Source organism: Kineosporia mesophila (assembly GCF_021129235.1).
GTDB classification, from domain to species: Bacteria; Actinomycetota; Actinomycetes; order Actinomycetales; family Kineosporiaceae; genus Kineosporia; species Kineosporia mesophila.
Genome location: NZ_JAJOMA010000023.1, coordinates 77,302 through 93,713, shown reverse-complemented (window position 1 = coordinate 93,713; position 16,412 = coordinate 77,302). Strand labels below are relative to the sequence as shown.

Annotated in this window: 8 protein-coding genes and 1 pseudogene; 7 read left to right on the top strand and 2 right to left on the bottom strand. The window is 67.1% G+C overall.

Going from position 1 to position 16,412, the window contains the following annotated elements; translation table 11 throughout:
- Positions 1-143 precede the first annotated feature (143 nt).
- From LR393_RS26970 to LR393_RS26950, 5 genes and pseudogenes are all read left to right on the top strand, one after another.
- Complete coding sequence (locus tag LR393_RS26970; RefSeq protein ID WP_231487654.1) at positions 144-1,424, top strand: MFS transporter; 1,281 nt, start codon at positions 144-146, stop codon at positions 1,422-1,424.
- An 11-nt stretch (positions 1,425-1,435) separates the two neighbouring features.
- On the top strand, positions 1,436-2,713 hold the full coding sequence (locus LR393_RS26965) for an MFS transporter (protein WP_231487707.1): 1,278 nt from the start codon (positions 1,436-1,438) through the stop codon (positions 2,711-2,713).
- Positions 2,646-2,927: pseudogene (locus LR393_RS37235) on the top strand (beta-ketoacyl synthase N-terminal-like domain-containing protein); the annotation flags it as partial. The gene LR393_RS26965 and the pseudogene LR393_RS37235, both read left to right, overlap by 68 nt.
- Before the next feature lie 17 nt (positions 2,928-2,944).
- Positions 2,945-10,321 (top strand): MupA/Atu3671 family FMN-dependent luciferase-like monooxygenase, encoded by a 7,377-nt coding sequence (locus LR393_RS26955; RefSeq protein ID WP_331282995.1) that lies wholly within the window; start codon positions 2,945-2,947, stop codon positions 10,319-10,321.
- The gene (locus LR393_RS26950) at positions 10,322-11,608 is read left to right on the top strand and encodes a condensation domain-containing protein (protein WP_231487653.1); all 1,287 of its coding nucleotides are present in this window, start codon (positions 10,322-10,324) and stop codon (positions 11,606-11,608) included.
- On the opposite strand, the gene LR393_RS26945 is transcribed toward LR393_RS26950, so the two are convergent.
- The gene (locus tag LR393_RS26945) at positions 11,571-12,830 is read right to left on the bottom strand and encodes a cytochrome P450 (protein WP_231487651.1); all 1,260 of its coding nucleotides are present in this window, start codon (positions 12,828-12,830) and stop codon (positions 11,571-11,573) included. The genes LR393_RS26950 and LR393_RS26945 overlap by 38 nt on opposite strands.
- A 950-nt stretch (positions 12,831-13,780) precedes the next feature.
- On the bottom strand, positions 13,781-14,242 hold the full coding sequence (locus tag LR393_RS26940; protein ID WP_231487643.1) for a hypothetical protein: 462 nt from the start codon (positions 14,240-14,242) through the stop codon (positions 13,781-13,783).
- Here LR393_RS26940 and LR393_RS26935 point away from each other — a divergent pair.
- Positions 14,214-14,828 (top strand): AAA family ATPase, encoded by a 615-nt coding sequence (locus LR393_RS26935; protein WP_231487641.1) that lies wholly within the window; start codon positions 14,214-14,216, stop codon positions 14,826-14,828. The genes LR393_RS26940 and LR393_RS26935 overlap by 29 nt on opposite strands.
- Before the next feature lie 181 nt (positions 14,829-15,009).
- Entirely contained in the window at positions 15,010-16,365 is a 1,356-nt protein-coding gene (locus LR393_RS26930; protein ID WP_231487640.1) for a serine hydrolase domain-containing protein, read from the top strand.
- Positions 16,366-16,412: the final 47 nt, after the last annotated feature.

Genomic DNA, 16,412 nt, shown 5'->3' with positions numbered 1-16,412 from the left:
GGTCGCGTGACGAGGGGGCCGGCCAGGTTCGGACAGCGCCTGGCCTGGCAGGCAGCCTTCGCCACAACCGGAGATGACCAGGCACTTCTCCTTCAGAACACGTTGAGAGGTCAAGACATCCCGATGGTGCAACAGTGAACTGGGTGCGTGAAGTAATCAGCGATTCGCGCCTACGGCGCCTGGCCGCCATCCAGCTCATCGATGCGGTCGGCAGCGGCATCTTCCTGGCCGGCAGCTCGGTGCTCTACGTGAGGATCTTCGGTTTCTCCGCCGGTCAGGTCGCAACCGGGCTATCACTGGCCGGTTTCGCCGGCCTGATCGCCACGTCGGTGATGGGCCAGGTAGCCGACCGTCTCGGCCACAAGCGCGTGCTGCTGGTTCTGACCGCCCTGCAGTGCGCGAGTTACCTGGCTTTCTTCCTGGTGACCGCGTTCTGGCAGTTCGCGGCCATCGTGGCGGCCATCTCGTTCCTCGATTTCGGCCGGGCCAGCGCTTTCAACGCCGTCATCGCGGAGGCCACCTCCACCGGCGGAAGCATGGTGCGCAACAAGGCCATCCTCAGGTCGATCTTCAATGCCGGGTTCTTCGGCGGTTCATCTCTCGCCGCGGCCACCGTCGGCCTGCGGTCGGGTCATCTACTGGCCATCTTCGTCGGGACCAACGCGTTCTCCTACCTGGCCTGCGTCATCCTGATCGCAACCCTGCCCCGACCGCGCAACGTCGCCCGGGCTCTGGGCAGTCGTCGGTTCGCCGCGCTGCGCAACCCCCGGTTCCTTTACGTGGTGGGGCTCACCACCCTCCTCGGGCTGCACGGCTCGATCATGACGGTGGCGATGCCACTGTGGGTGCTCGGGCACACCGATATCGACCCGTCCATCATCGGCGCGCTGTTCGCGCTGAACACGGTGCTGTCGGTGACCATGCAGGTGTACGCCGCGCGGGGCACCGACCAGGTACGGGGGTCGGCCCGGGCGGCCCGGCAGTCGAGCTGGCTGGTCGCGGTCGGCTGTCTGGGCATCGCCGGGACCGCCGCCCTGAGCCGGCTCGGTGGCGCTCTCTGCCTGGCCGTGGCCGTCCTCGTGCTGACGGCCGGCGAGCTGCGTCAGGCGGCCAGCCGGTGGGGCATGTCGTTCGCGCTCGCCCCCGAGTCGGCCCGAGCCGAATACCTTGGCGCCTTCAATATTTGCGTCGCGGCGGGGAGTATCGTGGGCCCGGCGATGACCGTGTTCCTGACGGTGCACCTCGGGCCGGTGGGCTGGATTGTTCTGGCAGCCATCGTCCTCCTGGCCGGGATCGCCGTCGGTCCCGCCGCCCTGGCCACCGCGACCCGAGGCGTGGACGTCGGCCTGCTCGAGCCTTCCGTCGTCGGGATGCCGACGAAGCCAGCTCACCTCGAACCCGGCCTCGCGAAGGGCATCTTGTGACCTTGAACGCGATGGTCCAGGTCCGAAGGTTTCCGATCTTGGCCGGAGCGTACGCCGTCAGTTCGTTCGGAAGCCAGCTGAACATGGTTGCGCTCAACCTGTTTGCCTATCAATGGACCGGCAGCCCGATCGGGCTGGGAGCCGTCATGGTCCTGCGACTGGCCGCCGGAAGCCTGTCCGGTCCCCTCGCCCCTCGGCTCATCGCCCGCTTCTCGTACAAGAACGTACTCCTGTGGACGAACGCCGCCCAGGCCGCGGCGATGACGCTGCTGGCCAGCACTCCTAGCACGGCGCTGTGGCCTGTGCTCGTCGCCGTAGCCGTGATCGGCGGTTCCGCCAACACCATCTTCCTGGTCGCGCTGCGAAGCGTTGTACCGGACCTGGTCGGGCAGGAGCGCCGCACCTGGGCCAACTCCCTGCTCGTCACCGGCCGCTCGCTGGCCATGGTCGCCGGGTTCGCCTCCGCCAGCATCGTCGTCTCGTTCGCCGGATACAAGACGGCGTTTCTCCTCGATGCGCTGACCTTCGCCCTTTGTCTGCTGGCGGTGGCCTCGCTGCGCTTCCCGGACCGCGACAGCAAACCGGTACGACCGCAGGCTCGGCCGACGGCGAGCGCAAACAGTGGCCGACTGCTCAGCGGGATTCTGCTGTCTATGATCGCGCTGCGCGGAGTGGACGCGTTCGGGTCGGCCTCGCACAACGTGGCTCTTCCGGTTTATTCGACCTCGCTGGACGGGTCCCATCCGGCCGTATTCGTCAGCGCCTTCCTCACTTCCTGGGCAATCGGCAACATCGCCATCCAGCAGGTGATCCGGCGCCTGGACCGGCGAGGCGCAGGAATCGCGGGCCTGAACGCCTTCGCCACCGGTACCGTGCTGATGTCCAGCGCCTTCATTCTCGGTTTCGCCGGGCTCCCGGCTCTTCCGACCATGGCCATTGCTTTCGTGGCCGGATGTGCTGACGGGTTCACCGAAGTGTCGTACACCAGTCATCTTCAGGCACTGCCGAGTCAGGTCCGCGACCGCGCATTCGGATTCTCGGCATCGTTGGAGTACCTCGGGTTCGGCATCGGAATGGCTCTGAGCGCAGTGCTCCTGGAGGCGTTCACTCCCTTCTCAGTTGTCGCCATGTCGCACGGCGTGGCCATTCTTTTCGTCGTGCTTCAGGTCACGGTCATAGCAGTCCGGAGTCGAAAAGTCAGACTTGCCAGCGACAGTGGGGATGCAGACGGAAATGTGGCCCCAGCGCATCGCAATCATCGGGATCGCTCTACGTTTCCCGGGAGCTGACACGCCCGAGGCCCTGTGGGCAGAAACGCGAGCCGGCCGTTCACGCATTCATCACTTCAGCGAAACCGAGCTTGCGGCAGCCGGAATGGATAAGGCAACTTACCGTAAACCCGGTTTCGTGGCCGCCAGCGGCATGTTGTCGGGCATTGACCGGTTCGATGCCGAATTCTTCGGGATGAGCGCCCGCGAGGCGGCGACGACCGATCCGCAGCAACGACTTCTTCTCCAGACGTGTTACCACGCACTGGAAGACGGCGGATATTCCTCGCCCCGCGAGAGTACCGGGTCGGGGTCTACGCCAGCACCGGATACCGCCTCCACTCCCTGCACAGCTACTTGGCGGCCAACCTTGAGCCGGCCGGTTGGGAGCGGGGATGGATGTCCGACAAGCAGGTCCAGGTCGGTAACTACGCCGACTTCGCCGCCACCAGGGTTGCCTTCAAGCTCGGGCTCACCGGCCCGGCGATCAATGTCGCCACCGCATGCTCCAGTTCGCTCGTGAGCCTGCACCTGGCCTGCCAGGCACTTCTCCTCGGTGAGACGGACCTGGCCCTGGTCGCCTCCGCCGCCCTCCATTTCCCCCAGGTCACCGGATTTCCCCAGGTCAAGGGGTCCACCCTTTCCCGCTCCGGCGTCATCCGGCCGTTCGACGCCGCAGCCGACGGCACGGTCGGGGGCAATGGCGTCGCCGCGATCCTGCTGAAACCGCTGGAGCGGGCCCGGGCCGACCACGACCACGTTCATGCCGTCATTCTCGGCTCAGGGATCAGCAACGACGGCGACACGAAGCCGGGTTTCGCAGCGCCCAGCGCCGCCGGTCAGCGCGCCGCTGTGCTCAGCGCTTTCCGTGCAGCGGGTGTCCCGGCCGGATCGGTGGGCTATCTCGAGGCGCACGGGACAGGGACCCTGAAGGGTGACCCGATTGAGTTCGAGGGCCTGACCTCGGCCTTCCGCGATCTCACGGAAGACACTGGGTTTTGCGCCCTGGGAACGCTCAAGTCCCGGATCGGCCATTTGGACAGTGCCTCCGGCCTGGCCGGGGTGATCGGTGCGGTCCTGGCCCTCCGCCACGGCACCGTCCCCCCGCTCGTCGGTTTCCAGCGGCCCAACCCGGCCCTGACGCTGGCCGGCAGCCCGTTCACCCTGTCCGGAAGTGGCCACGCATGGCCGCTTCCGGGACTACGTCGAGCGGGGGTGCATTCGGTCGGCCTCGGGGGCACCAATGCGCACGTGGTCCTGGAACAGGCCGGCGGATCATCGCCGGAGGGCCAGGACCGGGCGCCGGGTGTCCTGCCGCTGTCGGCACGTGACGCCGATGCGCTCACCGCCACCGTCACCGCGTTCCGGGACCGGCTACGCGCCGATCCCTCGATCCCCTTGACCGACCTGATCACGACCTCGGCGCTGGGCCGCGCTCATTTTTCCCATCGGATCGCGGTGACCGGGCGAACCACGCGCGAGATGCTCGCGGCGCTGACCGCCCACCTGTCCGGTTCCCCGTCCGGGCCCGGCCCGGACGAGGAGGCCGAGGCATTGGCCCGGTCCTACCGCGCCGGGGCGGACATTGACTGGCCGTCAGTGCTCGACGGCCGTCGTGGTCATCGGATTTCTTTACCCACATATCCATTTCGTCCCGTCCGGCATTGGATCGGCCCGTCCCCGGTAGTGGTTGAGGCGCAGGATCCCTACGACGATCACGAAGCCCTGGAGGCGGTTATGGCCAAGCCCGCAGTACTGGTCAGGGTTGTCGAGCTGACGGCCCAGCACCTGGGTCTGCGCCCGGAGGAGATCGACCCCGATCGGGCTCTTGTCGATCTGGGTGCTGATTCCCTGCAGTTGGTGGGCATGCTCGTGCAGTTAGAGGGCGAGTTCGGTATCGAGATCAGCATGCAGGAATTACTGGAGAGCGCGGGCACGCCGAACCGGACCGCCCAGTTGATCACCGAGCGCATCCCGGCCGTCCCCGCGCAAGAGGCGATCGAGCCACCGCCGGTTGCCGAGCCGGTTACCGAGCCGGACTTCTCGATGCATGGGCCGATGGTCACGGTGGCGGAGGACTCCGGGATGGCCGTCGATGCGGCCGGCGAAACGCAGCATGCGCATCTGCTGGACCTGACCCGCCGTCTGAACCGACGGACCCAGGGTTCGAAAGAGATCGCCCAGCGTTACCGTCATGTGCTGGCCGACAGCCGGGCCGTGGTGGGTTTCCGCAGCGCCACCAAGGAAATGCGCTACCCCATCGCCAGCCGGGCGGCGCGCGGCGCCCGGCTGGAGGACGTGGACGGCAACCACTACGTGGACATCACCATGGGATTCGGTGCCCTGCTGTTCGGGCATGAGCCCGCCTTCGTCACCGATGCCGTGCAGTCGCACCTCTCACGCGGTCTGCAGTTCGGCGCCCGCACCAGCGACGTCGGCGAGACCGCCACGCTGCTCAGCGAACTCACCGGAGCGCAGCGGGTCGCCTTCGCCAGCTCCGGTACCGAGGCCAATTCCGGGGCCATCCGGCTGGCGCGCGCCGCGACCGGCCGCAGTCTGATCGTCATGTTCCGGGGCTCTTACCACGGCCACATCGACACCGTCCTGGGCCGGCCCAGCGGCCGCCCCGACCTCAGCACGGTTCCGGTCTCCCCCGGCATTCCCGGTAGCGCGGTCGCAGACGTCCTGGTCCTGGAATACGGCGACCCGCGCAGCCTCGAGATCATCGCCGAACGAGCCACTCGCGTCGCAGCCGTGCTCGTCGAACCCGTCCAGTGCCGCAACCCGAGCCTTCGCCCGGCAACGTTCGTCCGTTCGCTGCGCGAGCTGACCAGCCGGCACGGAATCGTCCTGATCTTCGACGAGATGCTCACCGGACTGCGTCCCCACGCCCAGGGTGCCCAGCACCGCTACGGTGTCACCGCCGATCTTGCCACCTACGGAAAGGCTTTGGGCAGTGGCTTCCCTATCGGCGCCATCGCGGGCCGGGCCGACATCCTCGACGGGGTCGACGGCGGGTTCTGGCAGTACGGCGACGACAGTGGTCCCGGCCAGGACACCGTCTTCTTCGGGGGCACCTACATGCAGCACCCCTTGTCGATGGTGGCGGCCCGGGCCGTGCTCACGCACCTGCACCGGGAAGGTCCCGCGCTGCAGGAGACGCTTAACGCCCGCACCGACACCCTGGCCAAGACGCTCAACCAGTTCTTCCTCGATGAGGAATTCCCGCTACGGGTGGACCACTTCGGTTCGATGTTCCGGTTCACGCCCCGTGCCGACGTTGACCTTCTCTACCACCACCTGCTCGCCCGCGACGTGTACGTGTGGGAATGGCGCAGCTTCTATCTGTCCACCGCGCATACCGATGCCGACCTCGAGCACGTGGCCGAGGCCGTCCGCGATTCCCTGCAGGAACTTCGGGGAGCGGGTTACCTGCCGGGTGGCAGACCCCGACCGGTCCCGGTTCCGGCGGTCCCTCGGCCCGCACCCGACTTCAGCGTCTACTTCTTCGGTGACTATCCGGACGGGACTGCGAACGCCTACGAGCAGATCCTCGACACCGCCCGCTTCGCCGATACCCATGATTTCCATGCGGTATGGCTTCCGGAGCGGCACTTCCACTCGTTCGGGGGTTTGTTCCCGAACCCATCGGTGCTCGCGTCCGCGCTCGCGGTCCGGACCGACCGGATCCGCCTGAACGCCGGCTCGGTCGTCCTGCCTCTGCACGACCCCGTGCGGGTGGCCGAGGAGTGGTCGATGGTCGATAATCTGTCCGGTGGCCGGGTGGGTCTCGGCATCGGCATCGGCTGGCACGCCGGCGACTTTGCCCTCCGACCGGACCAGTTCACGCACCGGCGCGACATCGCCATCGACAGCCTGTCCGACGTGCGCCGCCTTTGGCACGGCGAGACGGTACGCCGACGCTCGGGCTCCGGTGAGGACATCGACGTACGCGTGTTTCCGCGCCCGCTCCAGCAGTCGCTGCCGATGTGGCTCGCCACCACCGGGAAGACTGAGTCCTACGAGCAGGCCGGCCGGCTGGATCTGGGCGTGGTCACCAATCTGATGAACCAATCGATCGAGCAACTGGCCGAGAACATCCGCCGCTACCGTCGTTCCCGGAAGGATGCGGGACTGGATCCGGAGACGGGCCGGGTCACGGTACTGCTGCACACCTACCTGGGCGAGGAACACGCCGCGGCCCGCGCCGCAGCGCTGGAGCCCATGGTCCGGTACCTGCGGGCATCTCTGTCCATGCACGCCGCGGCCGCAGCTGGCGGCGTCGCCTCGGACGATCTGGACACCGCCGATCCCGAGCACCTCGAGTTCCTGTTCCGCCGAGCCTACGACCGCTACTGCGACCGGCGGGCCCTGATCGGCACGCCCGAAAGCTGCGTCGAGGTGGTCGAGGCGCTGAGAGCGGCGGGCGTCGACGAGATCGCGGCCCTGGTCGACTTCGGGATGCCCGCCGAGCAGGTCTCGGCCGGCCTGATCCGGCTCGATGCGCTGCGCCGGCGCTATCACCCAGACGCCCAGGACAGCGACGCCGGCCAGGCAGGCACCCACACGCATCCGGCCCCGGCTCACCGGTGCGGGCCGGCCACTGCGGCTCAGCGCCGGGTCTGGCTGGCCACCCAGCTGACCGGGCCCTCCGCCTACAACGAGGTCCAGGCGGTCCGGCTGCACGGACCGCTGGACGAGAGCGCTCTGTGCGCCGCGCTGCGCGCTCTGGTCGACCGTCACCCAGGTCTGCGCACCGTGTTCCACCTCGGTGACGCTGACAATCAGCTCCTCCAGTGTGTGCAGGAGACGGTGAACCTCACCATCCAAGTGACCGACCACCGCGGCCAGGACGCCGCCGACGCCATCCGGGACGCGATGGCCGACCAGAGCCGCCAGCCATTCGAAGTCGCGACCGGGCCGCTCTTGCGGGCCCATCTCCTTAGGCTCGGTACCGATGACCACGCGCTTCTGCTCGGCATTCATCATCTGATCACCGACGGCCCCTCCGCCGCGATCATCGCAGCGGACCTGAGCGAGCTGTACCGGGCCCGGGTCAAGCACGAGGTGGCCCAGTTCTCCGCTCCGGCCGGATCTGCGCTGGACCTCGTGGAGCCGGCCGAAGTGGATGCCGACCTCGACTGGTGGCGAGATCATCTGCGCGAGACGCCGGTGCTGCGACTGCCGACCGACCGGGAACGCGCTGAGACGGTCGTCGGCACCGGGGGTGCGGTGACCGTCTCGCTCGACCGTAATCAGGTGGCCGCGCTGCGGCGATGGAGTGGCGAACAGGGCGTCACTTTGTTCGCTACCTTGGTCACTGCCTGGCGCGTGGTGTTGCGGCGCTTCTCCGGGCAGGACGAGTTCCTGCTCGGCAGCACGTTCGGCTATCGCCCGGCCCAGGCCCCCGACGTGGTAGGCATGTTCGGCTCTTTGCTGCCCCTGCGGGGCATGCTCCGGGACGACCTGACCCTGCGGGAGGCGGTCAGAGCCGCCCGTGACCTTCTCCTGGCCGCCGCCGAACACCGCTCAGCCGACCTGAACGCCCTTCTGGCCGAGGCCAACCCGGATCCGGGCACGGTCCGCCCACTGACACCGGTCACCATCGACCTGGACACCAACCCGCTGTCGGCGATTTCGCTGCCAGGCCTGTGGGCCGAGCCGGTGACAGAGGGAACCCAGTCTTCCCCCCTGGAGATGTCGTTGATGGCCGTCCAGGTCGAGACCGGTCTGATCCTGCGGATCCGTTACGATGCAGGGCTGTTCGACGAAACCACCGCGCGCCGCTATCTCGGCCAGCTGTTCCTGGTCCTGGAGTCGATCGCCTCCGGGCAGGCCAGGCACATCGGTGACCTTCCCGCACTGACCGCCGACGATCGGCGGGAACTGAGGGAGTTCGGTTCGCGGCCGGCTGTTTCGGGCGCTGAACGGACGCTCCCAGCCTCTCCGGTGCGCTCGGCCATCGTCGATGACAGCGGCCGGCACGAGGGGCCGGCCCTGTCGCAACTGTCGGACACCCTGGCCGCCCGGTTGGTCGCAGCCGGGGTGCGCCGGGGTGACGTGGTGGCACTCGGACTACCCCGCGGACATGCTTTCGCCGCAGCCGTTCTGGCGGTCCGGACCCTCGGCGCAGCCTACCTGCCTCTGGATCTCACCCAGCCACGGCCCCGGCTGATCAGCATCATCACGGACGCCGCACCCGCTGCCCTGGTGTGCGAGGCCGCCCTCGATCCGGCGTTCGCGCCCTTCACGGCCAGGGTCCATCCCGACGACGGCGACACCCGCCCCCTCACCGGAATGACGCCGGTCAAGGCGACGGCCGAGGACCTTCTTTGCCTGTTCTACACCTCCGGATCGACGGGCAAACCCCAGGCCGTCGCGATCGAACACAGCAATCTGGCCGCCACGCTCGCGGTCTACTGCGAGCGTCTGGGAATCACCCGAGCCGACCGGATCGGCTGGTACTCGGCCGTCGGTTTCGACGCTGTCCAGCTGGATCTGTGGCCGGCGTTCGCCACCGGAGCCGAGGTGCACGTCGTCCCGGACCATCTGCGGCTGGCCCCCTCGGACCTGGTGACGTGGCTGGCCGATCATCAGATCACCATCGTCATGTTGCCCACTGCCGTGGGCGAGGCGCTGCTGGAGCAGCCCTGGCCCTCGCACACGACGCTGCGCTACCTGTGTGTCGGCGGCGAGAAGTTGAACTCCCGTCCCCGGGCGGAACTGCCGTTCACCTTGATCAACATCTACGGGCCGACCGAATGCACGGTCTTCTGCATGACGACTCCGGTGTCCGCCGACGGTGCGGGCAGCCCTTCGATCGGAACGCCCAATCCCGGAACCTTGCTCGAGATCAGGGACCGCTCCGGTCGTCCTCTGCCGGCCGGATCCATCGGCGACCTACATGTCGGTGGCCTTCAGGTCGCCAAGGGCTACCACAGCGACCCGTCGCTGACGGCTGAGCGCTTCTCGGTCGACGGTGACGGACGTCGCTGGTACCGCACCGGCGACCTCGTGCGGTGGCGTAACGACGGCAGCGGCGAACACCACGGCCGAGTCGATGATCAGGTGCAGATCCGCGGCGTGCGGGTCGAGCCGGAGGAGGTGGGCCGGGCCGTGCGCGGCATGCCCGGCATCGCCGACGCGAGGATCGAATCCACCACCGATGCCGGGACCGGCCGCTCGGTGCTCACCGGTCATGTCCGGCTGGTGGGTGACGGGCAGTCACGCGAGATCGACCTCGACGAGCAGGCCCGGCTCTGGCGAGCTCAGCTGGCTCAGGTGCTTCCGCGGCCCATGGTTCCCGAACGGTGGCAGATCGTGACCGATCTGTCCCTGACCCCGAACGGCAAGTGGGACCGCGGCCGCAGCCCCGACGAGGATGGCCGGGGCGATGACGGTGGCGCTGTGATCGCTGCCGTCAGAGAAGAGTGGGCCGGTGTCCTCGGTCTCAACGGCTTCAGTGACGAAGCGAACTTCTTCGATCTCGGTGGGCACTCGATCATGGCTATCACCTTGCTGAACCGTGTTCGGCAGCGGTTCGGCGTCGCTTATTCGATTGCCGATTTCTTCGGGGAACCGACCGTCCACCGCATGGCCTCGCACGTGGCGACGAAGAGAGAAGGGTGAATGGACGTCACCGAAACCCTGGACGAGGCGCCGGTCTCGCTGCAGCAGAGGACCATGCTGGGGGGCGTCACCCACTCACCAACACCGTGGGTGTTCAACGTGCCGACCCAGATTCGGCTGGCCGGGCCGCTCGACGTGGATGCCCTGCGCTGGGCACTCGATCAGCTGGCCGCGCGGCACGTGGCACTACGCTGCCGATTCGTCATGATCGACGAGGACTGGCGGCAGCAGGAGCTTCCCCCGGGCCCGGTACCGCTGAGCATCGTCGACGTACGCGGCCGGACGGCGGCCGAGCAGGAGCACGCGGTGGACCGGGCCTGCCGGATGCTCGCCCGGACCCCGTTCGACCTTGGCCAGGGCACCTTCCCTCGCTGCCGGCTGCTGAGGCTGGATGCTGAGCAGTGGGTCCTGATGATCGTGCTGCATCACATCAGTGTCGATGCGTGGGCGATACGCACGATGTACCGCGATCTTTCGGAGTTCTACCGTTCAGCCGTGGTCCGCGCGATCCCCCGGTTGCCGGTCCCGGTCCGGCAGTGCACCGACTATGCGCGATGGCAGGTCGCCCACACCGACCGGACCGCGAACAAACGCAAGATTGAGGCCCTGAAAAGGGAAATGCTCGGCAAGAGTGCCCGGGTGGAGCTGCCGACGGACCGCCCGCGCGCAGTCGCGGCGAGCGGCACCGGGGGCACCGTCCGTATTCCGGTCTCCGGGTCCGTCCGGAAGGCAGCCGAGGAACTCGCCCGCCGTCGGCACACCACGCCGTTCAGCGTCATCGCGGCCGCGTTCGCCCGTTGGCTGAGCAGGCAAACCGGACGCACAGAAATCGTTCTTGTGATGGGTTTTTCCGACCGCCCTCGGCTGGAGTTCGAGTCCATGCTCACCTTTGCCGCGAGCGTGCTGGCCGTTCCCCTCGTAGTCAAGGAGGCCGCCTCGTTCACCGACTCGATCAGCACGACCGCGCTGGGCATCCTCAAGGCGCTCGACGACGCAGTACCCCTGAACCAGGTGCTGTCGGACGTCCCGAACGTAACATTCAATTTCATGCACACCTTCGAGGACGCGGTGACTTTCACCGGTGTGGAGACGGTTGCCGTCCACGACTTGGCTCCGCCCGCCTCGCGCCGGGAACTGACCATGGGGATCGTCCAGTTCGAGGACGTCGCCGACGGATACCAGGCGTGGATGGAGTATTCCGGCGATTTGTGGGACAAGGACGCGGCGCTCGCCCTACTGCGCGACTACGTCACGCTCTTGGAAACCTTGTGCGCACAGTCGGCCTGAGCCGGACCGGGAGACTTTCGACACCGTTCACGAAGTTCGAGCTGAGCCACTCCACGGGCCCGTTCAGGGCTACGGACGCCACCTCACCCTGTAACAGCTCCAGGAGCGCCCGAAGCTCCATCGTGGCCAGATACCCGCCCAGACAGTAATGAGATCCGAAACCCAACGCGAGGTGATGGTTCGGCGACCGGTCCAAGATCAGCTGGTCCGGCCGTTCGAAAACCTCCTCATCACGATTGGCGGACGCGTTCCACAGAGTGACGATATCCCCTGCCCGGATGGTCGTTCCGCTGATGGTGACATCTGTGGTTGCCGTCCGGCCGACATGGATCACCGGTGTGGTCCAGCGCAGGATCTCGTCTGCGGCGGTGGAGACCTCCACCTCGCCCCGACTCAGCCGGGCCCATTCCGATTCGTGCTCGATCAGCGCGAGCAGGCCGGAGGCCATCGACAACCGCGTGGTCTCGTTCCCGCCGACAATGAGGTTGTAGCAGTTCGCCACCACCTCCTCGTCGGTCAGCGGACGCCCCTCCACGACACCGTTGGCGAGTAGACTCACGACGTCGGTCCCCGGTGCCCGGCGCCGTTCCATCGCCAATTGGTAGTAGTACATGAGGATCTCGCTCTGGGCCACCCGCGCCTGCATCGACCGCTGGGCCTCGGGTCCAGACCCCATAGCCGAACGCGTAAGATGCAATATCTCAGGGCGGTCCACGGTCGGCACGGCCAGCAGCTCGCAGATGGCGACCAGCGGAACGACCGAGGCGACGTCCTGGACGAAATTGCACTCGCCGCGCTCGAGCGCGACCTGGAGAACATCAGCGGTTGCCTGTCGGACGCAATCACCGATGATGCCGAGAGCGCGGTGGCCGAAACCGCCATGCATGAGTCGCCGCAAGGATGCGTGGTGCCGACCGTCGGTCACTACGAGCATCTGCCCGCCGGCCGGATCACCGCCCCGCAGCAGGGTTTCGAGCATGTTGCCCTGACCGGAGCTGAATCGCCGAAAGTCCCGATAGGTGGCCGCCACGTCACGATGCCTGGTCAGAACCCAGAATCCGGGCCCCTGCGGGCCGGCCGCTTGCCATCGGACCGGCGCTTGACGACGTAGCCGTTGCCACAGCGCAGAGAGGTCGTAATCGCGATGGAGCAATGGATCCAGCAGATCTATCCCGGCCGCATCGATGTCGGGAATCGGGGCACGCCCCGGCCCGCCGGTCATGCGTTGGCACCCCGACGGAAGATGCCGGGTGAGCCCGGCGCGCGCAACTTCAAAATCTTCTCCCTCGACCGTGCCCCCGAGATCATTAGATCACGAATCAGCCCATTTTAGGCGAGAAGACCTGGTAAGAAACCATATTTCGGGATCACTAGCCCGGCTCCCCGGGGATCACGCCGTCCTCCCGCAGCCGGCCGATGACGGCCGCGGCCGCCGCCTCGGCGTCCAGACTGGACATCCTCACCCAGGCCCTGATCACGGTCACCGCCGAGACCGCCCACGAGAGCGATCCTGGCCCTCGGCATAGACATCCAGAACGCCGTACGATGGCAGCACGCCAACGCAGGAGACTGGACGACCTACGCGGCCGAGGTAGCCACCGGCCCGAGAAATGACCGCGGTCCGGCGGAAATCGGTTACTGGATTGGCTCGACCACTGCCGTCCGCGTAGCGAACTGGACTGGTCTCACTGGTCGAGTTCAAGACCACGTTCGGCCTGCGTAGAGCACCAGAATCACCTATTCAGCGGGTGGAGCGACCCTCCAGCGACCTCGTACGAGGCCGAAGGTGAAGACACCGTTCCCGGTCTTCGGGAGCGAAGGTAGGCGATGCTGTCGCCTTCCGCCAAAGTGGGACAGGCGCGCCTGTATTGCGGGGCGACCACGCCGGTGGCGTGAACGTCATTCCTACCGGCGACCGCCGGTCATCCAGGTTGGCTCCCCGACGTGCCTTCCCTCAACCAAGACTCCGGCGTGACGGCCCTGGTGGATCGGCTCGAGAATGATGGACGCACTGCGGCGGTCGGCCTACGGGACAATCAACCGGTCGGCGTGCTGGCCAGGGGCAAAAGACGGGCCGTCCTACGACTGACCCTTGAGGTCGGGATCGCCGACGTCCGTGCAGGGTACGTTCCCCAGAACAAGGTGGCAGCCGTGCGAACCTGAGAGGGACCGTCACTGCCTGCCGGGGTCAACGCGTTCGCCGGCACGGCTGCGGCCGACGAAGATCTGGTTATCCAAGCGGTGAACCTGGATCAAGGACCCGGCCGTGGGCTCGGTACCTTCGGAGTGCACTTCGATCCACAGGTGCTCGCCGGAGCCATTCAGGTCGTTGTCCCAGGCAGCGATGCGCTCGACCAGCCGGGCCACGAGCGCTTCTGCGCCGCCGCCATACCCGCACACACCGATCTCAGCGGCCGGCTCCCCCTCCGGCGCGGGACGGAGCGTCAAATAGGCCAGTGCGTCAGTGCCGCTGGTCGCGCCCATGCTCCCCCAGGAGTACTGCGGGCGGACCAGACCGGCGGCGATGCCACCGGCCATCATGATCACGCGGGCGAAACCTGGCTCCGGTGCCATCCAGAAGTCCAGGTCGGTGAAACTGCCATCCGTGGCGGTCACCCCGGTCCAGGTGATCACGGGCGAGGTGTCGAGTACCTGGGCCAGAGCTGGGCTCAGTGGGTCACCGCCGTCGGTTCGCACCACCACGCAACTCACCGGCCGCGTCGACGTCTGCATCGACCAGCACATTCACCGCGAGGCCGGCCCTACCGCCCGGCGCACTCTCGATCACGTCGAATTTCTGGTCGTCGACGAAGCCGAATGTCTTACCCCCTCGGCCCTGAAACACCTGCGCGACCGGTTCGACCGGCACCACCTCGGCCTGATCCTGATCGGCATGCCCGGCATCGAAAAACGCCTGACCCGCTACCCCCAGCTGTACAGCCGCATCGGATTCGCCCACCACTACCAGGCCCTGACCAGCGACGAACTCACCTTCGTCCTGACCCGACACTGGCGCCGCCTCGGCCTGGAACTCGACCTCACCGACTTCACCGACACCCAGGCCACCGCAGCCGTCGCCCGGATCACCCGCGGCAACTTCCGCCTCATCCAGAGGCTCTTCACCCAGACAGAACGCATCATGAAGATCAACAATCTGACCGTCATCACCACCGACGTCATCGAAACCGCCCGCAGCACCCTCGTCATCGGCGCCACCTGAGCAAAGAGCTCCAGTCAGGGGCAGAACGGCGCCATCTATTGCGGAAGCTCACAGCCACCCGAAAAATTTCCGGACTTGAGCAGCCCGCCCAGCTAGGGTCACCCGAATGTGTTCACAGCCGGTCCTGCTGCCACGGTCGACACCAGCTGCGTCTGGTGTCTCGGCTGGTGCCATCGCCGCGTTGCTGGACCGGCTTCAAGCACAGTCCGTCGAGTGCCACTCCATCATGGTGGTGCGCCACGGCCACGTCGTCGCCGAAGGCTGGTGGGCGCCGTACTCCCCCGAACGTCCGCACCTGCTGTACTCCCTGACCAAGTCGTTCACCTCGATCGCGGTGGGCCTCGCGGTCACCGACGGACTGCTGTCCCTGCAGGACCGGGTGGTGGACGTCCTGCCCGACCACGTTCCGCTCGACGTCTCAGAACAAGGACGGCGGATCACCGTCCACCACCTGCTGTCCATGACCGTCGGTCACGCCACCGACAGCCTCCAGGAGGCGTGGAGGCTCGAACCAGGCGATCTGACCAAAGGCTTCCTGCGGGTGCCGTTCACCGAGACCGAGGGGACGCGGCACGTCTACGACAACGCGACCACCTACGTCCTGGCTCGGATGGTGGAGCAGGCCACCGGCCACAGCCTTCCTGAGTTGCTCGATGAGCGCCTCTTCCAGCCGATGGGCATCGAGCACGCCGAATGGGACCGGGTCGCCAGCGGTGCCGCGTTCGGCTTCCATGGCCTGCATCTGAGGACTGAAGCCATCGCTGCGTTCGGTGAGCTGCTGCTGCGTGAAGGTGCCTGGAAGGACCGGCAGCTCATCCCGGGGGATTGGGTGCGGCTGGCGACCAGCCGGCACGTGGAGACCCGATCAGCGGCCGTTGATGTGCTCGACGCCGACTCCGACGCTGGGTACGGGTACCAGTTCTGGATGTCGCGGGATGGATACCGCGGTGAAGGCTCCTTCGAGCAGCTGTGCATGGTCTACCTCAAGCACGACCTGGTCGTCGCTGTGACCGCCGGCGACGGTCCGCACGGGGCGCTGGTTAGTGCCGTGCGGGACTGCCTGCTGCCCGGCATGGGCAACCCTGGGAGCACTCACGACGACGACGTCCTCGTTGAACGGTTGCGGGGGCTGTCCTTCGCTCCTGTGCAGGGCTCATCAGACCCCTCCCGCTCAGCGACAGCCAGGATCGACGCCTTTTCGGAGACGTCGGCTCTGCCCGAGGCGACCGCGGTGAACGTTGAGCCGACGCAGAGGGGATGGCGACTGCGACTGGGGCCGTCCATCGAGGTCGCCGTCGGTCACGGCGGCTGGCAGGAGAGCTCACCATTAGGCCGTCCGGTCCTGGCCACCGGGGCCTGGCAGAGCGACACGTTCGTCGCTGATCTCTACGTCATCAGGACTCCGCACCGAGTCCGGCTGCTGGTCGACGCTGCTCTGGGGACGGCGACCGCGACGTGGAGCACCGTGCCGTTGACCAGTCCCAGCCTCGAGGTGCATCTGCGGTCGCCATTGATGACCCGCCCCGACGTCGCGTAGGTAGCCACCGGCGTCTCATGACGCCCGCGTCGAGCCTGTCAGGTTCG